Below are 22304 nucleotides of genomic sequence, written 5' to 3' on the forward strand. Positions count from 1 at the left end.
GTTTTGAGAGTATAATCTCTCAATTCAATCGTTCTTTGAAAACTAGATAATGTAATGAAGAAGATTACCGAGTAATCGCCACCTTAGTTATTTTCTCTCTATATAATTATAGATAGAGTAAAGATACTAAACTTTTTTTAATGAACACAACCGTGAGGGTTGTGAGAAGCAAGCAGTTCAAGGAAGCGAGTGAGGAAACACCGGAGTGTGCGTCTTGTGCACATGAGGATGTTGACGAGTGAGCTGACACCGAAATGCGTAGCTTATCGCAAGCCGAACATAGGTTAAGTTAATAAGGGCGCACGGTGAATGCCTTGGCACTAGGAGCCGATGAAGGACGGGACTAACACCGATATGCTTCGGGGAGCTGTAAGTAAGCTTTGATCCGGAGATTTCCGAATGGGGAAACCCCCTATCCGTTATGGGATAGGATCCATACCTGAATACATAGGGTATGGAAGGCAGACCCGGGGAACTGAAACATCTAAGTACCCGGAGGAAGAGAAAGCAAACGCGATTCCCTGAGTAGCGGCGAGCGAAACGGGATTAGCCCAAACCAAGAGGCTTGCCTCTTGGGGTTGTAGGACATTCTATACGGAGTTACAAAGGAACGAGATAGACGAAGAGGTCTGGAAAGGCCCGCCATAGGAGGTAAAAGCCCTGTAGTCGAAACTTCGTTCCCTCCAGAGTGGATCCTGAGTACGGCGGGACACGAGAAATCCCGTCGGAAGCAGGGAGGACCATCTCCCAAGGCTAAATACTCCCTAGTGACCGATAGTGAACCAGTACCGTGAGGGAAAGGTGAAAAGCACCCCGGAAGGGGAGTGAAAGAGATCCTGAAACCGTGTGCCTACAAGTAGTTAGAGCCCGTTAATGGGTGATAGCGTGCCTTTTGTAGAATGAACCGGCGAGTTACGATTACATGCGAGGTTAAGTTGGACAGACGGAGCCGTAGCGAAAGCGAGTCTGAATAGGGCGAATATAGTATGTGGTCGTAGACCCGAAACCAGGTGATCTACCCATGTCCAGGGTGAAGTCCAGGTAACACTGGATGGAGGCCCGAACCCACGTACGTTGAAAAGTGCGGGGATGAGGTGTGGGTAGCGGAGAAATTCCAATCGAACTTGGAGATAGCTGGTTCTCTCCGAAATAGCTTTAGGGCTAGCCTCATGCGTAAGAATCTTGGAGGTAGAGCACTGTTTGGACTAGGGGCCCTCATCGGGTTACCGAATTCAGACAAACTCCGAATGCCAAAGATTTATCCATGGGAGTCAGACTGCGAGTGATAAGATCCGTAGTCAAGAGGGAAACAGCCCAGACCACCAGCTAAGGTCCCAAAGTATACGTTAAGTGGAAAAGGATGTGGAGTTGCTTAGACAACCAGGATGTTGGCTTAGAAGCAGCCACCATTTAAAGAGTGCGTAATAGCTCACTGGTCGAGTGACTCCGCGCCGAAAATGTACCGGGGCTAAACGTATCACCGAAGCTGTGGATTGAACATCGTAGATGTTCAGTGGTAGGAGAGCGTTCTAAGGGCGTTGAAGCTAGACCGTAAGGACTGGTGGAGCGCTTAGAAGTGAGAATGCCGGTATGAGTAGCGAAAGATGGGTGAGAATCCCATCCACCGAATGCCTAAGGTTTCCTGAGGAAGGCTCGTCCGCTCAGGGTTAGTCGGGACCTAAGCCGAGGCTGAAAAGCGTAGGCGATGGACAACAGGTTGATATTCCTGTACCACCGTATTCTGTTTGAGTGATGGGGGGACGCAGGAGGATAGGGTAAGCGCACTATTGGATGTGCGTCTAAGCAGTTAGAGGGACCATGAGGCAAATCCCATGGTCACATACCTTGAGCTGTGATAGCGAGGGAAATTTAGTACCGAAGTTCTTGATTCCACACTGCCAAGAAAAGCCTCTAGCGAGGAATAAGGTGCCCGTACCGCAAACCGACACAGGTAGGCGAGGAGAGAATCCTAAGGTGAGCGAGAGAACTCTCGTTAAGGAACTCGGCAAAATGACCCCGTAACTTCGGGAGAAGGGGTGCTCATTAGGGTGTTAAAGCCTTGATGAGCCGCAGTGAATAGGCCCAGGCGACTGTTTAGCAAAAACACAGGTCTCTGCGAAGCCGCAAGGCGAAGTATAGGGGCTGACGCCTGCCCGGTGCTGGAAGGTTAAGAGGAGAGGTTAGCTCACGCGAAGCTTTGAATCGAAGCCCCAGTAAACGGCGGCCGTAACTATAACGGTCCTAAGGTAGCGAAATTCCTTGTCGGGTAAGTTCCGACCCGCACGAAAGGCGTAACGATCTGGGCACTGTCTCAACGAGAGACTCGGTGAAATTATAGTACCTGTGAAGATGCAGGTTACCCGCGACAGGACGGAAAGACCCCGTGGAGCTTTACTGTAGCCTGATATTGAATTTTGGTACAGCTTGTACAGGATAGGTAGGAGCCTTAGAAGCCGGAGCGCTAGCTTCGGTGGAGGCGTCGGTGGGATACTACCCCCGCTGTATTGAAATTCTAACCCACATCCCTTATCGGGATGGGAGACAGTGTCAGGTGGGCAGTTTGACTGGGGCGGTCGCCTCCTAAAGAGTAACGGAGGCGCCCAAAGGTTCCCTCAGAATGGTTGGAAATCATTCGTAGAGTGTAAAGGCACAAGGGAGCTTGACTGCGAGACCTACAAGTCGAGCAGGGACGAAAGTCGGGCTTAGTGATCCGGTGGTTCCGCATGGAAGGGCCATCGCTCAACGGATAAAAGCTACCCCGGGGATAACAGGCTTATCTCCCCCAAGAGTCCACATCGACGGGGAGGTTTGGCACCTCGATGTCGGCTCATCGCATCCTGGGGCTGTAGTCGGTCCCAAGGGTTGGGCTGTTCGCCCATTAAAGCGGTACGCGAGCTGGGTTCAGAACGTCGTGAGACAGTTCGGTCCCTATCCGTCGTGGGCGCAGGAAATTTGAGAGGAGCTGTCCTTAGTACGAGAGGACCGGGATGGACGCACCGCTGGTGTACCAGTTGTCTTGCCAAAGGCATCGCTGGGTAGCTATGTGCGGAAGGGATAAGTGCTGAAAGCATCTAAGCATGAAGCCCCCCTCGAGATGAGATTTCCCATAGCGTCAGCTAGTAAGATCCCTGAAAGATGATCAGGTTGATAGGTTAGAGGTGGAAGTGTGGCGACACATGTAGCTGACTAATACTAATCGATCGAGGACTTAACCAAAAACGAAAAGCGAAAGCGCCTTGCACAGGTGCGACAAGCATAAGACGAGTTCGATAGGAGGTTGTTCTTTAACCTCATAGCGAAATTGGCTTATGACCTCGAGCACCTAGGCGCTGTAGCTGGACAATTCGAAATGCGGGCGGCTCCTTGCCGCCGCAGCTAGACAGCACTACGTAAGTAGCACAGTCAGCAACGCATAGGCGATTACTCAACAACAATCTTCTTCAACATTACCTAGTTTTCAGAGAATGATTTTTAAAATTTCTCTTGAAAAATTCATAAAAGACGTTATAATAATAAATGTCTTTAAAAAGTCCGGTGGCGATAGCGAGAAGGTCACACCCGTTCCCATACCGAACACGGAAGTTAAGCTTCTCAGCGCCGATGGTAGTTAGGGGCTGTCCCCTTGTGAGAGTAGGACGTTGCCGGGCATACATATTATAATATTATTCCGCAGTAGCTCAGTGGTAGAGCATTCGGCTGTTAACCGAACGGTCGTAGGTTCGAATCCTACCTGCGGAGCCATTTTAAACAAAATCAAAGATATTTAGCTGATGCTTCCATAGCTCAGCAGGTAGAGCACTTCCATGGTAAGGAAGAGGTCACCGGTTCGAGCCCGGTTGGAAGCTCTGGTAAGAACTTTAAATATTTTTGGCCCCTTGGTCAAGCGGTTAAGACACCGCCCTTTCACGGCGGTAACACGGGTTCGAATCCCGTAGGGGTCACCATTTTGGAGGATTAGCTCAGCTGGGAGAGCATCTGCCTTACAAGCAGAGGGTCGGCGGTTCGATCCCGTCATCCTCCACCATTTAAAATTACTATAGATGGGCCGGCCTAGCTCAATTGGTAGAGCAACTGACTTGTAATCAGTAGGTTGGGGGTTCAAGTCCTCTGGCCGGCACCATTTTAATATATTTATGTCGGAGGGGTAGCGAAGTGGCTAAACGCGGCGGACTGTAAATCCGCTCCTTCGGGTTCGGCAGTTCGAATCTGCCCCCCTCCACCATTTCAATTTTATTTGAATGAAAATCCAAAAAGCGGACATAATATAATTAGTCCTTTTTATTTTGTTTTTTTACATACGATGGGCTATAGCCAAGCGGTAAGGCAACGGATTTTGATTCCGTCATTCGCAGGTTCGATCCCTGCTAGCCCAGCCATTTTCGAGCCATTAGCTCAGTTGGTAGAGCATCTGACTTTTAATCAGAGGGTCGAAGGTTCGAGTCCTTCATGGCTCACTAAATCCTTAAACATTTATGTTTAAGGATTTTTATTTGTTGTTTTACATTTTTCCCAATTACAAAGATTTTCACAAAGATCGGAATCGGCCTCTCTTTTTTCCATCCTTTTAACAGACTTCCTAGGCATGCAGAAGAAACGCAGCTATTTTTGGTGATTTTATAATTGCCCCTAGCGCTTTAATAAATGTCCTTTTTTTGTATAGATATACAAAATTTTGCACAGTTGAACCACCAGAATGTAACCGTTTACAATAGAATTAGAATTTATTCTGGGTAGGGGGAGCAACTATATGAAAAAAATTTCGATTATTGGTATGCCGATGGACTTGGGACAATTAAGAAGAGGGGTAGACATGGGGCCAAGTGCCATCCGATATGCGGGCATTGAAAATAGATTACAACAACTTAATCACCAAGTTGATGATTTAGGGGATATTGAAATAGGTAGGTCGACTGAACAAATAGATAAGGATACAGGTTTAAGAAACTTGGACTTAATTGCAGCGAAAACTAAAATCTTAGCAGATCAAGTTGATGGGGTAGTAGAAAAAGGAGCATTTCCTCTTGTTTTAGGAGGGGATCATAGTATTGCTATTGGTACATTAGCTGGTTTATTGCAGCATTATCACAACTTAGGTGTCATTTGGTACGACGCACACGGGGATTTAAATACAGCAGAAACTTCTCCTTCCGGTAATATTCATGGTATGTCCTTAGCAGTTGCTTTAGGACATGGACATCCGTTGTTATTAGAAGTGGGCGGCGTCCATAGGAAGTTAAAGCCAGAAAATGTTGTAATTATCGGAGCAAGGTCTTTAGACGAAGGAGAAAGAGATTTGATTAAAGCTAAAGGAATAAAAGTCTTTACGATGCATGAGATTGATCGTTTAGGCATGCCGAGGGTAATGGAAGAGACGATTAGTTATTTACAAGACCGAACAGATGGTGTTCATCTTTCGCTAGATTTAGATGGTCTTGATCCATCTGATGCACCTGGTGTGGGTACACCGGTTATGGGGGGAATTAGTTATCGTGAGAGCCATCTGGCAATGGAGATATTAGCTGAATCACAATTGATTACTTCGGCCGAATTTGTTGAGGTTAATCCGATATTAGATGAAAGAAATAAAACAGCTGATGCAGCGGTGGCTTTAATGGGCTCGCTATTCGGAGAAAAATTACTATAAAGTGAAAGAAGCTTGAGTCGATGCTCAAGCTTCTTTTTTTAATGTTAATGTATAGTATCTATTAATTAGGTTGTCCAATTCAATGCTCGCTTTAAGAACTTGGTGGTTTGAAAATGAAGAAATAGAAGCAAGTTCAACCATTTTAGCTCTGTGGATTTCAATATCTTTTAATAGTTCCTCCGTATACATGAGATCATTGTCCTTTCCATTTGAAAAATTTTATGCCAGCACGTAGACAATTTTTAAATGTATGGTCTCTTGTTCGTTGGAGCAAAAATATTGAAGGGAAGGTCTTTTTTCCTTCGTCAACACACTGGTTTTAAATCCTTTATACCCAGTATGAAAATTAATTAAACTACTTTAGTTAAAATTTGTTAAAATATTATGTGATAACTCTTATATAACTGAAGTACTTATGGAGGAAAAGGAACCAAATAAAAAATATGTGAAACCTTTTTGCTATCGATTCGTAAATGATTATCGATAAGCCGCATAGAGCGGGGGTAAATAGATGGAATTGTTGGTGAAGAAAAGAATTAAACAAGTATTAAAAGGAGATCAAGATGCTTACGCTGAAATAGTAGAAATATACAAAGACAGAGTATATCATATCTGTTATCGAATGTTGGGTAATCAACATGAGTCTGAAGATATTGCACAAGAAGCTTTCTTACGAGCATATGTAAATATACAAAGCTTCAATACGAACTTAAAATTCTCAACTTGGTTATATCGCATTGCAACAAACCTATGTATCGACCGGATCAGGAAGAAAAAGCCTGACTATTATTTGGACGCGGAAGTAGCAGGAACAGACGGTTTAAATATGTATTCACAGATTCCTGCGAATACGAAACTACCTGAAGAAGATGTAGAAAAAATGGAGTTACAGGAAACCATCCAAATGGAAATTTCGAAGCTACCGGAAAAATATCGATCGGTCATCGTGCTTAAGTACATTGAGGAACTGTCCTTGAATGAAATCAGTGAGACCTTAGATTTACCATTAGGTACTGTGAAAACGAGGATTCATAGGGGAAGAGAAGCTTTAAGAAAGCAATTACGCTACGTATAAGAAGGTGATTTCAGTGAAATGTAATGAAGAAATTATTGAATATATGCATGAATATTTAGATGAAGAAATAACAGATGAGCATAAACAAATACTCAAAACACATATAGAGCAATGTGAAGAATGCCGCACGCATTTTCATGAACTAAAACGAGCGATTGCCTTTGTACAGAGTACATCACATTTCCAAGCGCCTGCAGGTTTTACTGAAAATGTGATGGCGAGACTGCCTAAAGAAAAGAAAAAAGTAGGTGCACAAAGATGGCTTAGGAAGCACCCGATGCTTGCTGCAGCATCCCTCTTTCTCATCTTAATGTCTGGTAGTGTTCTATCTGCCTGGAATCAAGAAAATGCATTGTCTGTCTCCAAGCAACCTAATCTAGTGATTGAGAACGAAACAGTCATTGTCCCAGAAGGAGAAGTGGTCAAGGGCGATGTTGTCGTTAAGAATGGAAACTTGCAGATAAACGGTGAAGTTGAAGGGGATGCAACGGTCATTAATGGTGAGCAATATTTAGCCTCTGCTGGTAAAGTAACTGGGGAAATTAAAGAAGTGGATCAGCTTTTTGAATGGTTATGGTATCACATTAAAAATACAAGTAAAAGTTTAATCTCGACTGTTACACAAGAGAATAAAGAAAAATAAGGTCACTGCTAAGATGCGGTGGCCTTTTCCTTTGTTCAAAGAAGTATAAATATGTAATAATTTGTTAATAAATCGCTTAATCTTTGCATATGTAGTAATAAAAATGTAGGATATATTTTAATAACGTTAACGATTGTATACATACCTAGAAAATTGGATTCCAGTAGAAATATGGTATAATAAGTAGGTTAAACGACTATTTTAATGGTGGAAATAAATACTTGGAGGAAGGAAAATGTCGCTTTTAGATTTATCTTTCACAGATTTACCTTTATTAAGGCTTTTAGCGAATACAGTAGACATTCTCCTTGTCTGGTTCGTTATATATAAATTAATTATGATTGTTAAAGGGACGAAAGCCGTCCAATTAGTCAAAGGGATCTTTATTATTCTGATTGTAAAGGTTTTAAGTGATATCCTACAATTGCAAACATTAGGATGGATGATGGAACAAGTTCTCTTATGGGGGGTACTAGCCATTATAATTATCTTCCAACCAGAGTTGCGTCGTGCATTAGAGCAGCTTGGTAGGGGTAAATTCTTCGTTAGAAGTGGCAACCAAGAAGAGATGGATCAAGATCAATTAGTTACTGCAATTGTTAAGTCTGTTGATTATATGGCTAAGCGGAGAATTGGTGCGTTAATTTCGATTGAACGTGAAACTGGTATGGGTGACTATATTGAAACTGGTATTCCATTGCATTCCAAAATATCATCAGAATTACTTATTAATATCTTTATTCCCAATACACCATTACATGATGGCGCCGTTATTATACAGAAAAGTCAAATTGCAGCGGCCGCATGTTACTTGCCGTTATCAGAAAGTCCTTTTATCTCCAAAGAGTTAGGTACGAGACATCGAGCGGCGATGGGGATTAGTGAGGTAACAGATAGTATCACCATTATTGTGTCTGAAGAGACAGGTGGGATATCTGTAGCGAAAAATGGTGAACTTACACGCGATTTGAAACTCGATCAGCTCAAAGAACTTTTAAATGAAGAGCTTATTCACTCAGCTAAATCAAAACAATCTTCTTCCACTCTTTGGAACTGGAGGGGAAAGAAAAATGGATAAATATATTGATAAGCTCATTGATACCAGATGGTTTATGAAGGTAGTGGCTTTATTAATTGCTCTGCTCCTGTTTGATTCGGTTTATGATACGAATAATGAAAATAGAAGTATCAATGTACCTGGGGATGATGGCTCAGCTGTCATAGAAAACGTCCCGCTTACAGCTTACTATGATACAGATAATCTTGTTGTTACCGGTCTTCCTGAAACAGTGGCTGTTACCTTAGATGGCCCAAGGAGTCATTTGGAAAATGCGAAGGCACAGCGGAACTTTGAAGTGTTTGTTGACTTATCAGATGCAGAGATTGGTCGACAAGAAGTAGAGGTAGGGATCAAAGATCTATCCGATAAGCTTGAATATATCATTGATCCTTCTACTGTAGATGTAACAATTGATGAAAAAGTAACAGAAGAGTTCAATGTGGAAGCAGAATTTAACAATAGTTTACTTGAAGAAGGTTACAAGGCCGAAGCGGCACTTGCTGAACCAAATACAGTCAAAATAACAGGTGCCAAAAATGTGATTGAATCGATTGCTTATGTGAAAGCAACTGTTAATACGAAAGGTTCTATTACGGAATCATTTACAGAAACAGCTGCGATTAATGTGCTCGACCGTAATATGAATAAATTAGATGTAGATGTTAGCCCAGGTGAGGTGGAGGTCTCGGTCGATGTGAAACGTTTAAGTAAGACGGTGCCCATCGATATTGTTGAAACCGGGAGCCTTCCTTCTGGAGTTGAGTTAGATTCTCTTAAGCTCAGCCAAACAGAAGCAACCATATTTGCTCCAGAAAATGTTCTAAGTGAGGTCAAAACGGTTAGGGTAGAGGTTGATTTAAGCAAACTCGATAAAGATCAGGAATTAAAATTACCTGTGATCATCTCTGATGGAATTACTAGTGTCGATCCTAAAGAAGTGACGGTTGATGCCAATGTGACTGTTACAGAACAAGAGTCATCAGAAGATAGTAGTGAAGAAGAAGAACCACAAGTACAAGAACAAGAAAATGAGCAGGAACAAACCGCGGATGAACAAACAGTGAATCGTACGTATTCGGGCATGCCAATTACAATCACAGGCTTAGACGATCAATATGAAATGACCTTTCAAAGTCCTGATGAAGGTGAGACAAGCTTGAAGGTTTCTGGTAATGAAAAGGATATGAATAGTTTAAGTAAAAGTGATTTTACTCTATCTATAGATGTATCTGGCCTTGATCCTGGAGAACATGAGGTGAATATTCAATTAGACGCACCACCTGGTGTGGAGTCCCAACTTGAGAGTGAGACAGCAACAATCAATATTACAGAAAAAGAATAGATGAACAGCAGAGGAAAGTGAAGGAGCGATTTAATAATGGGAAAATATTTTGGTACGGATGGCGTACGCGGAGTGGCAAATAGTGAGTTAACGCCAGAGTTAGCCTTTAAACTAGGAAGATTTGGTGGGTATGTATTAACAAAAGATCAAGAACGACCAAAAGTTTTAATTGGGAGAGATACAAGAATCTCAGGACATATGCTTGAGAATGCATTAGTATCAGGCCTTCTTTCAATCGGTGCAGAGGTGATGCGACTCGGCGTTATTTCTACACCAGGTGTGGCCTATTTAACGAAAGCATTAGATGCAGAAGCGGGCGTAATGATATCTGCTTCCCATAATCCTGTTGCGGATAATGGAATTAAGTTTTTTGGTCCAGATGGCTTCAAGCTTTCAGATGCACAGGAAAATGAAATCGAAGAACTAATGGACAAGGAGAATGATTCCCTACCACGACCAGTTGGTGGTGATCTTGGACAAGTGAATGATTACTTTGAAGGCGGACAGAAATATCTGCAATACTTAAAGCAATCTGTTGATGATGATTTTTCTGGCATTCATATTGCTTTAGATTGTGCACATGGAGCCACTTCTTTCCTAGCGAATCATTTATTTGCTGACTTGGATGCCGATTTATCGATGATGGGCGCTTCACCAAACGGTTTAAATATCAACGAGGAAGTTGGCTCTACACATCCAGAAGCCTTAGCTGCTTTTGTGAAAGAAAGAGGAGCGGATGTAGGACTTGCCTTTGATGGTGATGGTGATCGCTTAATAGCCATCGATGAAAAAGGGCAAATTGTTGACGGTGACCAAATCATGTTCATTTGTGCGAAGTACTTGAAAGAACAAGGTAGGCTTATAGAGGATACCGTTGTTTCTACAGTAATGAGCAACCTCGGTTTCTATAAGGGATTAGAGGCAAATGAGATGAAAAGTGTGCAGACGGCAGTCGGTGACCGCTATGTTGTAGAAGAAATGAAGAAGAATGGTTATAGTTTAGGTGGCGAACAATCCGGCCATATTATCTTCCTTGATCATATCACGACAGGTGACGGGCTACTTTCAGGATTACAACTAGTGAACATTATGAAAGTAACAAACAAATCACTTTCCGAGCTTGCCAAAGAAATGCAGAAGTTTCCACAAAAGCTCGTCAATATAAGAGTAACGGATAAACATCATGTAACAGATAATGAAAAGGTGAAAGCTGTTATAAGTGAAGTTGAAAAAGAAATGAATGGAGATGGACGTATTCTTGTCCGCCCTTCAGGAACAGAACCGCTTGTTCGCGTCATGGCAGAAGCAGCTACAGAAGAGGCATGTGAAGCATATGTCAACCGTATTGCTGCTGTTGTAGAAGAAGAAATGGGTCTGAAATAAGCGTGTAATAATGATGCATAAGGGAACGCTTCCGTTTTCTTATGCATATTTTATTTATGTATGAAAAAAGCATGGTAAACTTCCATTTATAGTAATAAATACCTTTTAATTGATGGTTATTCGTTGACTTTCAACAGCGTATCGGTTATGCTTATCATGTTTTTGTATATAAAAAAGAAAGGTGGTTTAGAAGAACAATTTCATAATTAAAGCGCCCGGGCTAATCTTTGAACGGATATGGAAGGTTAGTTGACGAGGAGGAGGTTTATCGAAGCATCGGCGGGTACCTCCCGGTTGAAAAGCACAACCGTAATCATGTCTTTAAATCATTAGGGTAACCTAATGGACAAAGAGAGATGAATGCCATAAATATAGAAAGGAAAGGCATCTATGTCATGCCTTACTTTCACATTGAAAAAATACGGAGATAAGGGGCAAGTACGCCCTTAAAGGCTTCTTGCCCCTTCTACATTAGGAGGAAGAAGTATGTGCGGTATTGTTGGATATATTGGTAACCAAGATTCGAAGGAAATTTTATTAAAAGGCTTAGAAAAGCTAGAATATAGAGGCTATGATTCTGCAGGTATTGCAGTAGTTAATGAGGCTGGCGTGCAAGTTTTTAAAGAAAAAGGTAGAATTGCTGACCTTCGTGCGATTGTAGACGAAAAAGTTTTAGCGAATACAGGAATCGGTCACACCCGTTGGGCTACTCATGGTGTACCTAGTCAAGAAAATGCACACCCTCATCAAAGTAATTCAGGTCGTTACACACTTGTTCATAACGGTGTAATTGAAAACTATGAACAGATGAAGCGTGAATTCTTACAAGGTGTAGAGTTGAAAAGTGAAACAGACACTGAAGTTATCGTACAAATGATTGATCAATTTGCGAAAGAATTAAGCACTGAAGAAGCTTTCCGCAAAACATTGAAACAGCTTAAAGGCTCTTATGCACTTGCACTTGTTGATAATGAAGATAGAAGCACGATCTATGTAGCGAAAAACAAAAGTCCATTATTAGTCGGTTTAGGAGAGGCATTCAATGTCGTGGCATCTGATGCGATGGCGATGATCCAAATTACAGATCAATATGTAGAACTAATGGATAAAGAAATGGTCATGGTCACAAAAGACGGTGTAACGATTAAGAACCTTAAAGGGGAAACAATTGAACGTGCCCCTTATACAGCAGAACTTGATGCAAGCGATATTGAAAAAGGAACATACCCTCACTACATGCTAAAAGAAATCGATGAGCAACCACTTGTTCTTCGCAAGATCATTCAAAAATACCAGAATGACCAAGGAGAGCTAGCGATTGATGGCGAGATTCTTAACGCTATGAACAGTGCGGATCGTATCTACATTATCGCTGCCGGTACGTCTTACCATGCTGGATTAGTAGGTAAGCAATATATTGAAAAAGTAGCGAAAGTTCCTGTTGAAGTGCATATCTCAAGTGAATTTGTTTATAACACACCGTTGCTATCAGAAAAGCCGTTATTCATCTTTATTTCACAAAGCGGTGAAACAGCTGATAGCCGTGCAGTATTAGTTAGTGTAAAAGAAATGGGCTACCCGGCATTAACGATTACAAATGTCCCTGGCTCAACCTTATCCCGTGAAGCAGACTACACGCTCTTATTACATGCTGGACCAGAAATTGCTGTCGCTTCTACAAAGGCATACACTGCCCAAGTAGCGGTATTAGCGATCTTAGCAGAGGTCACAGCGATTGCTAAAGGTCGTAAATTAGAATTTAACCTTGTAAAAGAACTAGGTATTGTTGCAAGCGCGATGGAAACTTTATGTGATTCAAAAGAAACATTCGAAGACATCTCACGTAGCTTCCTATCAACAACCAGAAATGCCTTCTTTATCGGCCGTAGCATTGATTACTACGTAGGCCTTGAAGGCGCATTAAAACTAAAAGAAATCTCTTACATCCAAGCAGAAGGCTTTGCTGGAGGAGAACTTAAACATGGTACCATTGCTCTGATCGAAGACGGTACACCAATCATCGCCCTAGCAACCCAAGAAGGCGTAAACCTAAGCATCCGCGGCAACGTCAAAGAAGTCGTCGCTCGTGGCGCTAACCCATGCATCATCTCAATGAAAGGCCTAGACCAAGACGGTGACACATTCGTCCTTCCAGAAGTACACGAAATGCTCTCACCACTTGTTTCAGTTATTCCATTGCAGTTGATTTCTTATTACGCTGCTCTGCACCGTGACTGTGATGTAGATAAACCGAGGAACTTGGCTAAGTCGGTTACTGTGGAGTAAGAGGTTTAGGGAATTTGGTATGTCCCTGTTACTTTCCACTTCCTCACGCTAAAAAGTCGGTACCTACTGCTAAAAAGTTGGTATCGGGAGCGGAAGGAAGAGTGACGAAATAAGAGCAGGCGAAACAATATGCTTTCAATTAATAATCAATCGTAAAATCAATACGAATCCAGGCTGAATCCAATACGGGTTCAGTCTTTTCCTCTTGCTCAATACCTCTCCAATCCCTTGTCCAATAGCGTGTTCAGTTGTTTTTCTATACAGTTGGAAAGAACACGGGAAAGAAGAAAGAGAGTGCTGAGGAAAATGGTTTTTTCAGGCTCTTTTTTCATGTTTTTTTCTTATTTCTGTTCCCGTTCAGGGAACATCTATTTAAAATTGTCGGAATATTCGATGCGATCCAGAACGTAAAAAAGAGGGCGAAAATGAAGGTTTTGGGGAAGAACTTAATAACATGCCTTTAGGTATAGAAGAGGGGATGAAGTGTTGGGGGATAAGGGATGAAGGGGGAGATGGATAGGGAAGAAGAAAGTAACAGGGGCATACAAGTATTTATAGTTTTCAACGTTAACAATGATAGGACTTTACTTGGAGGGGCGGGGATGATAGGCTGGCACCCTACAGAAACAACTGCTTCAGCTTTTCAAGACCAATCATGCCCACAGAGGCTCCAAGTCAAGTCCTTAAACACTTACTATAGATACATGTACACAAAGATAAAATTCATATCTACGTTTTATCACTAATACTGTAGATAAAGGATCAGAGTTAGCCTTAAGGTGTGAACTAGACCATAAGTAAATAAGGATAACTTTAGAGCAAAATCAAAAGGCTAATCCTATAATGGACCGACTTTATATATTGGCTTATTATTTCGAACCTATTGATTATTCTCTGCGTGGTATGTTTATTACTGCTTCTGCTGTAATCCTTTAGAATATTCTTGTTCCTCTACACCTTTTTCTAATACGTTTTATACTATATCATCAATTACATCTGGATCACTTACTTTACAGTTACGTAGGCCTGCAATACCTATACCGATATTCCCCTAATACTTTTTTATACCCAATCAGTTAGGTTTGAATAATTTCAATAAAGTCTTAATCATGGTCGGGGTTCATCATCCCCTCTTACTCCATTTAGGTTAAATGAAAGTTACTCTATTTATCGATTTCATGATTAATAATGGAATAAATCATTTTTTTTACTGGCTGTTCGATAAGCGAATTTTTTCTGTATTGTACATAAACTTTATTTGGAATATTTTCAATACCATGAATAGGTTTTACTCTTATTTTACTATTTTCAACTTGGTCTATGCCAAGGGTTGGAGTGATTCCCACTCCTATTCCACTTCCAACTACTGTTTTCAACATTTCGTTGTTTCCCACTTCAATTCGTTTAATATTTAAAATACCTACAAGTTGTTGTTCAATGGCAGTCCAAAGAGGTGTATGGCGCTGATAGCATATCAGCGTTTCCCCTTGCAAATCAGAAGGAAGAATAATATCTTTATCCACTAACCGGTGGTTTTCCCCGCATATCAGTACTAATTTATCATCAAATAGGTGCTCAAAGATGAAGTTCGATTTGTTTGTAAAAAAGTTTCTGGTGAAGACCAGATCAAATTTTCCTGACAACATTTGATCATTTAATCTGCTTGAGTCTTCTCCTTCAAATATAGAAACATCTAAATTATCAATAGAAATAATAGATGAGATTAACTCTGAAATAAAAGAATACGAAAAGCCGGGAGCAAAACCAACTCTGATTTTAGGATAGTTAGATGTACTGGTGGCTTCTTTAGAATGCTTCATATAGGTGAGTATACTAGTGGCATACTCTATAAATATTTCACCTTCTTTTGTAAGTGTTGCATTTTTCCCTTCAAATAATGTGCAACACAACTCTTCTTCTAATTTTTTTATTCTAGCCGTTACTGTTGGCTGAGTAACATTTAAAACATCTGCTGCTTTGGAAAAATTTTTATATTGGATAATTGTGATAAAGGTTTCTAACTGATTCGTGTCCAAAAAACATCACTCCTAATAATTTTTCATTGTTTATTACTTTTTTAAATATAGAAAATTTTTTGAAAACTAATTAAAATATAAGGTTTTTTCGATTAGAAATATCTTGTGTATAGAATTATTATAAAAGTATCGAAATATTTTTTAAATTTTTGTTCTTACTTTCCTTGAATCTATTAATAGAATACCAGAAAAATTTTTAATTTTGTTAGTTTTTGAAACCCCTTTCATTTCTTAGGTTAAGTGTGATAGTTGTCAATAATATTCTTTTTAGGAGGAGTGTTCGTAATGGATCAAAATTCAAAGTATTTAAATATAAACGGAATCTCTACTCACTATCACGAGGCTGGTCAAGGTGAACCTGTACTATTAATTCATGGGTCAGGACCTGGAGTATCTGCCTGGGCAAACTGGAGATTAATCATACCTAGGCTATCAAATCATTTCCATGTTTTTGCACCAGATATTGTTGGGTTTGGTTATACAGATAGACCAGAAAATATTGAATACGGAGTTGAAATCTGGACCGAGCATTTAATTAATTTCATAGAGAAGATCGGTAAAGGGAAGGTCCATATTATTGGAAACTCTCTTGGAGGAGCATTAGCTCTTCATATAGCTAAAAAAAGGCCGGAATTAGTTGGGAAAATGGTTTTAATGGGGGCAGCAGGCATTAAATTCCCGGTTACATATGGTTTAGATAAGGTTTGGGGTTATGAGCCAAGTATTGCAAATATGAAAAGACTTTTAGAAATCTTCGCTTATAACCAAGAATTTGCAACAGATGAATTAGCAGAGCTCCGTTATAAAGCTAGTGTGCAGCCTGGCCTTCAGGAAGCATTTTCAAAAATGTTTGCGGAGCCACGTCAGCCTAAATTAGATGCATTAGCCTTGCCAGAGAAGGAGATTAAACAAATCAAACATCCAGTGTTATTAATTCATGGTAAGGATGACATTGTTGTTCCTTTCAAGGAAACAAGTTTAAAGTTCTTAGAGCTATTACCAAACTCAGAGCTGCACGTTTTTTCAAACTGTGGTCATTGGACCCAAATTGAGAAAAAAAATGAGTTTGCTCAGCTATGTGAGAATTTCCTCCTAAGTAAGGAGACTGTTCATCAATAGAAATATAAAAAATATTTAATGAAAAGGTGGGAAAGAGGTGGTTTTTAATGACAAAAAATAATCGATCTTTGGAAGGGAAAGTTGCAATCGTTACGGGGTCTTCCCGAGGAATCGGCAAAGCTATTGCTCTTATGCTTTCAAGAGAAGGTGTTCATGTAATGGTAACGGGAACAGAAGAAGATAGTACAAAGAATGCGGCTCATGAAGTCCGTCAAGAATTTGGGTCTCAAGTAGATTACTATGCAGGCGACCTTTCGAAAGAAGAAAATGTTGAAAAAATGGTAGAGAAAACAATAGAAAACTGGGATAGAATTGATATTCTCGTAAATAATGCAGGCGGAGGAGTGATTCTTCCATTCTTAGAACACACGGCAGAAACACTTAACACGACTATTGATCGTAATTTGTGGACGGCAATTTGGCCATCACATAAAGTCCTACCTTATATGTTAAAACAAAACTACGGAAGAATTATCAATATTGGAGCTGATTCTGTACGAAATGGCTTATGGGACCATGCGGCTTACAACGCAGCAAAGGGTGGGGTACATGCCTTGACTACAGGGTTGGCAAGAGAATTTGCAAAATATGATATTACCGTAAATACAATCGCTCCTCCTGCTGTTGAATCAGAACCTCTAGAGAATGTAAGAAAAAAGGACCCTAAATTAGCAGAAAAATATATTGGAATTATTCCCAAGGGAAGAGGAGCGTATGAAGAAGAAATTGCAGACGCTGTATGGTTTCTAGCAACTGATAAAGCAAAATTTATTACTGGGCAAGTCATTAGTGTGAATGGCGGAAGTACTATGCTGTAAAACTTGTTTAGAAAAGGGAAGTGACAACTTCATTGATAGTAGATGTTCATACTCATTTTGTTCCAGAACAATTGCCGTCGATGGCTGATCGGCTGGGTGGTGAAAAATGGCCAGCTACAAAATGTGTTTGCGGGAAAGCAAACCATAAGCATGTGATGATCTCAGGGAAGAATTTTAGAACCATTTCAAATCAATGCTGGAGTCCGCAGCGCAGATTAAGTGATATGGAACAAGAAGGGGTTAAAATGCAAGTGTTATCACCTATGCCTGAACTGCTTTCATATTGGTTTAAGGCGGAAGATACATTGGATTTTTCCCGCTATTTAAACAGCCAATTATCTGAGTTCATTCAATCTAATCCTGATCGATTTTTGGGTTTAGGAATGCTACCAATGCAGGATCCTGAGCTTGCGGCAAAAGAAATTAAGAACCTCAGATATGAATTCGGGTTAAAAGGTGTCGAAGTAGGAACTAACATAAACGGAAGGTCGATTGGGGATCCCTTTTTTACTCCTTTTTTTGCTGAAGCAGAGGCAGAGGGGATAGCGATTTATATCCATCCTCTTCATCCAATTGGCAATGATAGGATCATTGGTCCGCCATCTTTATCTGCTTTGGTTGGATTTCCTGCTGAAAATGCCCTAGCAGCTACATCATTGATAACAAGTGGATTATTAGAAAAATTCCCAAACCTAAAAATCATTCTCAGCCATGGAGGAGGTAATTTTTCAACCACGTTACCCAGATTAGATCACGGTTGGAAAACAATGGATGAAATTAGAAGAATAATTCCCAAGCGTCCTAGTGAATATGCGAAGATGTTGTATTATGACACTTTGGTTTATGATGTGAAAACCTTAAACTATTTAATCGATACAGTAGGGGCAAACCAATTATTGATTGGCTCAGATTATCCTTTTGTCATTAGAGAGAAATTTCCTGGCCATTGGTTAGAGCAAATGGAAATAAGCCAAGAAATGATAGATGCGATTAGATATAAGAATGCTTTTCAGTTGTTTGAAGTTAATTACCTTAATTTAATATAAAAAGTGCAAGGGGGAACTTTAATGAAACGCTATGTACTTGAGAATAAACAAAAGTCTGAATTTTCCGTAAATAGAAAGGTTTTTAGTGATCAAGAAATCTTAGAATCCGAGCGTAAAGAAATCTTCAGCAAATGCTGGCTTTACATTGGACATGAATCCGAATTGCCGAAAAATGGTGATTATAAAAGGAAAAAGGTAGGGGGGAGAAATCTATTATTTACACGGGGAAGAGATGGGAGAATCAGAGCTCTTTATAATTCTTGTCCACATCGAGGGGCCTTGGTTTGCAGAGAAAATAAAGGGAATTCAAAGGTGTTCCGCTGTTTCTACCATGCTTGGAGCTTTAATAATCATGGGGAATTAGTCGGAATGCCAGGAAGAGACGGGTTTCCGGATGATTTTAATTGTGATGGTTCCAAAAACCTTAAAGAGGTCTTACGCCTGGAGGAATATCGTGGGTTAGTTTTTATTAACTTTGATGAAAACGCCATCACTTTAGAAGAGTATTTAGGAAATGCGAAAGAGTATATTGACCTTATCGCTGATCAGTCAGATGTGGGAATGGAAGTTTTAGATGATCCTCAAGAATACAGTGTTCGGGCCAATTGGAAACTATTAGCGGAGAACAGTGTGGATTCGTATCATGGCATGCCAACACATAAAACGTATTTTGATATTGTCGCAACTCGCGGTGGAGAATTGTCAAAAGATGATCTCCTAGGTGTAGGTAAGGATCTGGGGAATGGGCATGCCGTCGTTGAGTATACAGCTCCTTGGGGAAGGCCAGTGGCACGCTGGATCCCAGCATGGGGTGAAGAAGGTAAAACAGAAATAGAAAAGGTAAAAAATACGTTAATTACAAGGTTTGGGGCAGAGAGGGCAGAAAGAATCTCCAGCTATAACCGTAATCTATTAATCTTCCCCAACTTGATTATTAATGACATTATGGCAGTTACAATCAGAACGTTCTACCCCATTTCGCCAGATTATATGGAAGTTACCGGTTATGCATTGGCACGTAAGGATGAAAGTGAGGCATTCAGGCAGAGAAGAAATGATAACTTCCTTGAATTCCTTGGACCGGGTGGTTTTGCAACACCTGATGATAATGAAGCGCTTGAGCTTTGCCAAGAAGGATTCCTCAATAATAAAGAAGTAGAATGGAATGACATTTCAAAAGGAATGAATAGAGAGCAACCGTTATCCAATGACGAGGAACAAATGCGTGCGTTCTGGCGCAGATGGAATGAAGTAATGGTAGAAGAAGCGAAGGAGGTTAAAGTATGAAATTAACACGGGAAGAAATTGAGGACTTTTTATTCCATGAAGCTGAACTTCTTGATGAATGGAAACTTGAGGAATGGACCTCTTTGTTTTCTTCAGAAGGTGTCTATTTAATTCCGCCTATCGGAAGTCCTGGAGCAAATGCCAACAAGTCTTTATTCTATGTCCATGATGATCGAGCCCGATTAGTCCAAAGGGCTAAGAGACTATTAAAAAGAGAGGCACACGTTGAATATCCTCACTCAACAACATTAAGAAATATCCATAATGTGAGAATAAAAGAACAGAATGCTAATCAATTAAAAGTAATATGTAACTTCTCAACTTATAGGACAAAACGTGAAATTCTTGACTGCTTTGTTGGTGTTTCAGAATATACACTTGTGTTTGAAGAAGGGGAATTAAAGATCAAGGAAAAAAAGGTCATACTTAAACTTGATAGTTTGCGCCCCCATGGGAAAGTTAGCATTATTTTATAAACCTTAAGGAGGATGGAAAAATGTTTAGATATAAAAAAATAGGTTACGTAGCTTTAAATGTTAGTGATATTCAAAAGTCGACAAAATTTTATCAAGAGACTGTAGGTCTCCAGCATGTTGAGTCTAATGAAAAAGGCCTTTCTTTCTTACGATGCAGCAACGACCATCATAATATTATTTTGTATCCATCTTCAGATCCTGGAATTAAAAGAGTTGGGTTCCAGTTAGAAAATGATACTCAATTAGAGATTGCTTATAACGAGTTTGTGAAAAACGGTTTGAATCCTCGAGAAGTATCTTCCATTGAAATAGAGGAACTAAAACAAGGTAGATCTTTTCGAATTATTGAGCCGAACACAGGGATCGAATTAGAGTTTTACAGCAAAATGATGCATATGATTAAAGATTTTGTTCCCACTCATACAAAAATTCAGCGTTTAGGGCATGTAGTTTTAAATGTGGTTGACGTTGAAAGTACATTGAAATTCTTTGTAGAAAAATTAAACTTTGTTGTTTCAGACCATTTAGGTGAAAATGCATGGATGCGTTGTTTCCCAAATCCTTATCACCATTCTTTTGCATTAATAAAAAGCAATGAAAATAAACTGCATCATGTAAATTTCATGGTAGAAGATATTGATGATATTGGCATCTCAAGGAATCGTATATTGAATGGAGATGTTCCAATTGCTTTTGGTCCTGGCCGTCACGAACCTTCTGAAAGTATTTTCTTCTACTTCCTAGATCCAGACGGAATGACATTGGAATACAGTTTTGGAATGGAGGAATTTCCAGAAGGAAATGCAAGGGATGCACGCATACTTGAACCAGGTCCATATACGCTTGACAGATGGGGAGGAAAACCAAGTCCCCAATTTGCTTCAAAAGGAAAAATAGAAGAACAAGTTGATAATGTTTTAAAGTAAATTGATAAATTCAGATAGATTTATGACTTTTAAAAATCCATGCTTCCTAATTAGGAGGCATGAATTTTTTCTAGATGTACTTCATAATAACGTCAGTGAAGGAGTGAAGGAGTGAAAGATTTGCTTTTCGTATGCAAAGGTCATGTTAAATATGGATTAAAAAACTTTTCTCGGCCTCATGTCCAGAAAGCTGCTGTACGGAGGAAATGTAAATTTTGTTCTCAATCCGCTGATTTCCAACTAGGCCTATTTCTTGAAATCCAAAAATACGGTGATAAAAAGCTTAGTCATTATTCGTACAAGGAAAAAGTGTAGATTTAAATATGAAGGGAGAAATTTTTTGACTGCTAAAACTTATAATTTTGCAGAAAAACTGGCAGAAGCGGAATCAACTCGAATTGGAATAGAACCTCTTACAGAGATCAATCCTCAGATAACTATTAATGAGGCATACTCCATACAATTAGAAAACATTCATAGGAAAGTAAATAATGGAGAAAAGGTTATTGGTAAAAAAATTGGACTTACTTCTAAGGCTATGCAAGAACTGCTGGGAGTCGACGAACCGGATTATGGGCATTTGCTTAATTCGATGGTTATTGAAAATAATGGGGAAATCTCCTGTACAAGACGGCTTCAGCCAAAAGTTGAAGCAGAAATCGCTTTTATATTAAAAAAAGATTTAAAAGGACCAAATGTAACTGCAGAAGATGTGATAGCAGCAACAGATTATATCATGCCGGCTCTTGAAATTGTAGATAGCCGAATTAAGAACTGGCAGATACAACTGGCAGATACGATTGCTGATAATGCATCATCGGGATTATATGTGTTAGGCGGAACCCCTACAAAAGTGGAAGAGGTAGATCTTGAACTAATGGGCATGGCTTTATATAAAAATGGCGAAATTGCAAATACAGGGGCAGGGGCTGCTGCTCTAGGAAATCCGGCTATTTGTGTAGCTTGGTTGGCAAATAAATTATTCGAATACGATATCACTTTAAAAGAAGGAGAAGTTATTCTATCAGGTGCTCTTTCGGCAGCAATTGAAGCGATATCTGGAGATGTGTTCTTAGCAAAATTCGCTCAAATTGGCGTGGTTAGTGTCCGCTTTGTAGATTAACAGATGGTAGTGTCAAAAGTTCTATGAAAACTAAATAGGG

The 22304-nt window shown here is 40.1% G+C and carries 17 protein-coding genes, 8 tRNA genes and 2 rRNA genes; 25 read left to right on the forward strand and 2 right to left on the reverse strand.

Annotated features, from left to right (window positions below; genetic code table 11):
• Nucleotides 1-282 precede the first annotated feature (282 nt).
• From MHH73_RS01195 to rocF, 11 genes are all read left to right on the forward strand, one after another.
• A 23S ribosomal RNA gene (locus MHH73_RS01195) occupies nucleotides 283-3216 on the forward strand.
• A 314-nt stretch (nucleotides 3217-3530) separates the two neighbouring features.
• A 5S ribosomal RNA gene (gene rrf / locus MHH73_RS01200) occupies nucleotides 3531-3647 on the forward strand.
• Nucleotides 3648-3666: 19 nt separating this feature from the next.
• Nucleotides 3667-3741: transfer RNA gene (locus MHH73_RS01205), tRNA-Asn, on the forward strand.
• Between the two features lie 31 nt (nucleotides 3742-3772).
• Nucleotides 3773-3845 (forward strand) — tRNA-Thr (locus MHH73_RS01210).
• Between the two features lie 24 nt (nucleotides 3846-3869).
• Nucleotides 3870-3944 (forward strand) — tRNA-Glu (locus tag MHH73_RS01215).
• 4 nt (nucleotides 3945-3948) lie between these two features.
• Nucleotides 3949-4024: transfer RNA gene (locus tag MHH73_RS01220), tRNA-Val, on the forward strand.
• 20 nt (nucleotides 4025-4044) lie between these two features.
• Nucleotides 4045-4120: transfer RNA gene (locus MHH73_RS01225), tRNA-Thr, on the forward strand.
• Between the two features lie 18 nt (nucleotides 4121-4138).
• Nucleotides 4139-4222, forward strand: a tRNA-Tyr gene (locus MHH73_RS01230).
• Nucleotides 4223-4301: 79 nt separating this feature from the next.
• Nucleotides 4302-4376, forward strand: a tRNA-Gln gene (locus tag MHH73_RS01235).
• A gap of 5 nt (nucleotides 4377-4381) precedes the next feature.
• Nucleotides 4382-4454: transfer RNA gene (locus MHH73_RS01240), tRNA-Lys, on the forward strand.
• 293 nt (nucleotides 4455-4747) lie between these two features.
• Nucleotides 4748-5644 (forward strand): arginase, encoded by an 897-nt coding sequence (gene rocF, locus MHH73_RS01245; RefSeq protein WP_191813986.1) that lies wholly within the window; start codon nucleotides 4748-4750, stop codon nucleotides 5642-5644.
• Between the two features lie 24 nt (nucleotides 5645-5668).
• On the opposite strand, the gene MHH73_RS01250 is transcribed toward rocF, so the two are convergent.
• A complete protein-coding gene (locus MHH73_RS01250; RefSeq protein ID WP_095371073.1) occupies nucleotides 5669-5833 on the reverse strand; it encodes an aspartyl-phosphate phosphatase Spo0E family protein in 165 nt (54 codons plus the stop codon).
• A 322-nt stretch (nucleotides 5834-6155) separates the two neighbouring features.
• Here MHH73_RS01250 and sigW point away from each other — a divergent pair, with 322 nt between their 5' ends.
• The 7 genes from sigW to MHH73_RS01285 all read left to right on the forward strand — a co-directional run bounded on the left by sigW (nucleotide 6156) and on the right by MHH73_RS01285 (nucleotide 14179).
• Entirely contained in the window at nucleotides 6156-6719 is a 564-nt protein-coding gene (gene sigW, locus MHH73_RS01255) for an RNA polymerase sigma factor SigW (protein WP_191813984.1), read from the forward strand.
• Nucleotides 6720-6732: 13 nt separating this feature from the next.
• The gene (locus tag MHH73_RS01260; RefSeq protein ID WP_191813982.1) at nucleotides 6733-7362 is read left to right on the forward strand and encodes a zf-HC2 domain-containing protein; all 630 of its coding nucleotides are present in this window, start codon (nucleotides 6733-6735) and stop codon (nucleotides 7360-7362) included.
• Nucleotides 7363-7597: 235 nt separating this feature from the next.
• Nucleotides 7598-8440, forward strand: a complete 843-nt coding sequence (gene cdaA, locus MHH73_RS01265; protein WP_191813980.1) for a diadenylate cyclase CdaA — start codon at nucleotides 7598-7600, stop codon at nucleotides 8438-8440.
• A complete protein-coding gene (locus MHH73_RS01270) occupies nucleotides 8433-9764 on the forward strand; it encodes a CdaR family protein (RefSeq protein ID WP_341064106.1) in 1332 nt (443 codons plus the stop codon). The genes cdaA and MHH73_RS01270 overlap by 8 nt, the downstream gene beginning before the upstream one ends.
• A 36-nt stretch (nucleotides 9765-9800) precedes the next feature.
• Nucleotides 9801-11147, forward strand: coding sequence for a phosphoglucosamine mutase (gene glmM, locus MHH73_RS01275; protein ID WP_341064107.1), 1347 nt, complete (start codon nucleotides 9801-9803; stop codon nucleotides 11145-11147).
• Nucleotides 11148-11633: 486 nt separating this feature from the next.
• Nucleotides 11634-13433, forward strand: a complete 1800-nt coding sequence (gene glmS, locus MHH73_RS01280) for a glutamine--fructose-6-phosphate transaminase (isomerizing) (protein WP_341064108.1) — start codon at nucleotides 11634-11636, stop codon at nucleotides 13431-13433.
• Nucleotides 13434-13933: 500 nt separating this feature from the next.
• Nucleotides 13934-14179 carry a hypothetical protein gene (locus tag MHH73_RS01285; RefSeq protein ID WP_341064109.1) on the forward strand — a complete coding sequence of 82 codons (246 nt, stop codon included), beginning with the start codon at nucleotides 13934-13936 and terminating at the stop codon, nucleotides 14177-14179.
• Nucleotides 14180-14596: 417 nt separating this feature from the next.
• Here the strand turns inward: MHH73_RS01285 and MHH73_RS01290 are convergent, their stop codons facing one another.
• On the reverse strand, nucleotides 14597-15469 hold the full coding sequence (locus tag MHH73_RS01290) for a LysR family transcriptional regulator (protein WP_341064111.1): 873 nt from the start codon (nucleotides 15467-15469) through the stop codon (nucleotides 14597-14599).
• A 285-nt stretch (nucleotides 15470-15754) separates the two neighbouring features.
• Between MHH73_RS01290 and MHH73_RS01295 the strand changes: the two genes are divergently transcribed.
• The 7 genes from MHH73_RS01295 to MHH73_RS01325 all read left to right on the forward strand — a co-directional run bounded on the left by MHH73_RS01295 (nucleotide 15755) and on the right by MHH73_RS01325 (nucleotide 22264).
• The gene (locus tag MHH73_RS01295; protein WP_341064113.1) at nucleotides 15755-16588 is read left to right on the forward strand and encodes an alpha/beta fold hydrolase; all 834 of its coding nucleotides are present in this window, start codon (nucleotides 15755-15757) and stop codon (nucleotides 16586-16588) included.
• A gap of 47 nt (nucleotides 16589-16635) precedes the next feature.
• On the forward strand, nucleotides 16636-17406 hold the full coding sequence (locus MHH73_RS01300; RefSeq protein WP_341064115.1) for an SDR family NAD(P)-dependent oxidoreductase: 771 nt from the start codon (nucleotides 16636-16638) through the stop codon (nucleotides 17404-17406).
• A 32-nt stretch (nucleotides 17407-17438) separates the two neighbouring features.
• Nucleotides 17439-18452, forward strand: a complete 1014-nt coding sequence (locus MHH73_RS01305) for an amidohydrolase family protein (RefSeq protein WP_341064117.1) — start codon at nucleotides 17439-17441, stop codon at nucleotides 18450-18452.
• A gap of 21 nt (nucleotides 18453-18473) precedes the next feature.
• Nucleotides 18474-19739, forward strand: coding sequence for an aromatic ring-hydroxylating oxygenase subunit alpha (locus tag MHH73_RS01310; protein ID WP_341064118.1), 1266 nt, complete (start codon nucleotides 18474-18476; stop codon nucleotides 19737-19739).
• The gene (locus tag MHH73_RS01315; protein ID WP_341064120.1) at nucleotides 19736-20215 is read left to right on the forward strand and encodes an aromatic-ring-hydroxylating dioxygenase subunit beta; all 480 of its coding nucleotides are present in this window, start codon (nucleotides 19736-19738) and stop codon (nucleotides 20213-20215) included. Before MHH73_RS01310 ends, MHH73_RS01315 begins: the two co-directional genes overlap by 4 nt.
• 20 nt (nucleotides 20216-20235) lie before the next feature.
• A complete protein-coding gene (locus MHH73_RS01320) occupies nucleotides 20236-21141 on the forward strand; it encodes a VOC family protein (RefSeq protein ID WP_341064121.1) in 906 nt (301 codons plus the stop codon).
• 340 nt (nucleotides 21142-21481) lie between these two features.
• On the forward strand, nucleotides 21482-22264 hold the full coding sequence (locus MHH73_RS01325) for a 2-keto-4-pentenoate hydratase (RefSeq protein ID WP_341064123.1): 783 nt from the start codon (nucleotides 21482-21484) through the stop codon (nucleotides 22262-22264).
• Nucleotides 22265-22304: the final 40 nt, after the last annotated feature.

The organism is Cytobacillus sp. FSL K6-0265, from assembly GCF_038003465.1.
Lineage (GTDB): Bacteria > Bacillota > Bacilli > Bacillales > Cytobacillaceae > Cytobacillus > Cytobacillus stercorigallinarum.

Excerpts from the sequence above, each read along its gene's own strand:
- rocF (WP_191813986.1), top strand. The coding sequence starts at position 4,748 with ATGAAAAAAATTTCGATTATTGGTATGCCGATGGACTTGGGACAATTA.
- MHH73_RS01250 (WP_095371073.1), bottom strand. The coding sequence starts at position 5,833 with ATGTATACGGAGGAACTATTAAAAGATATTGAAATCCACAGAGCTAAA.
- sigW (WP_191813984.1), top strand. The coding sequence starts at position 6,156 with ATGGAATTGTTGGTGAAGAAAAGAATTAAACAAGTATTAAAAGGAGAT.
- cdaA (WP_191813980.1), top strand. The coding sequence starts at position 7,598 with ATGTCGCTTTTAGATTTATCTTTCACAGATTTACCTTTATTAAGGCTT.
- MHH73_RS01270 (WP_341064106.1), top strand. The coding sequence starts at position 8,433 with ATGGATAAATATATTGATAAGCTCATTGATACCAGATGGTTTATGAAG.
- glmM (WP_341064107.1), top strand. The coding sequence starts at position 9,801 with ATGGGAAAATATTTTGGTACGGATGGCGTACGCGGAGTGGCAAATAGT.
- glmS (WP_341064108.1), top strand. The coding sequence starts at position 11,634 with ATGTGCGGTATTGTTGGATATATTGGTAACCAAGATTCGAAGGAAATT.
- MHH73_RS01285 (WP_341064109.1), top strand. The coding sequence starts at position 13,934 with ATGAAGGGGGAGATGGATAGGGAAGAAGAAAGTAACAGGGGCATACAA.
- MHH73_RS01295 (WP_341064113.1), top strand. The coding sequence starts at position 15,755 with ATGGATCAAAATTCAAAGTATTTAAATATAAACGGAATCTCTACTCAC.
- MHH73_RS01300 (WP_341064115.1), top strand. The coding sequence starts at position 16,636 with ATGACAAAAAATAATCGATCTTTGGAAGGGAAAGTTGCAATCGTTACG.
- MHH73_RS01310 (WP_341064118.1), top strand. The coding sequence starts at position 18,474 with ATGAAACGCTATGTACTTGAGAATAAACAAAAGTCTGAATTTTCCGTA.
- MHH73_RS01315 (WP_341064120.1), top strand. The coding sequence starts at position 19,736 with ATGAAATTAACACGGGAAGAAATTGAGGACTTTTTATTCCATGAAGCT.
- MHH73_RS01320 (WP_341064121.1), top strand. The coding sequence starts at position 20,236 with ATGTTTAGATATAAAAAAATAGGTTACGTAGCTTTAAATGTTAGTGAT.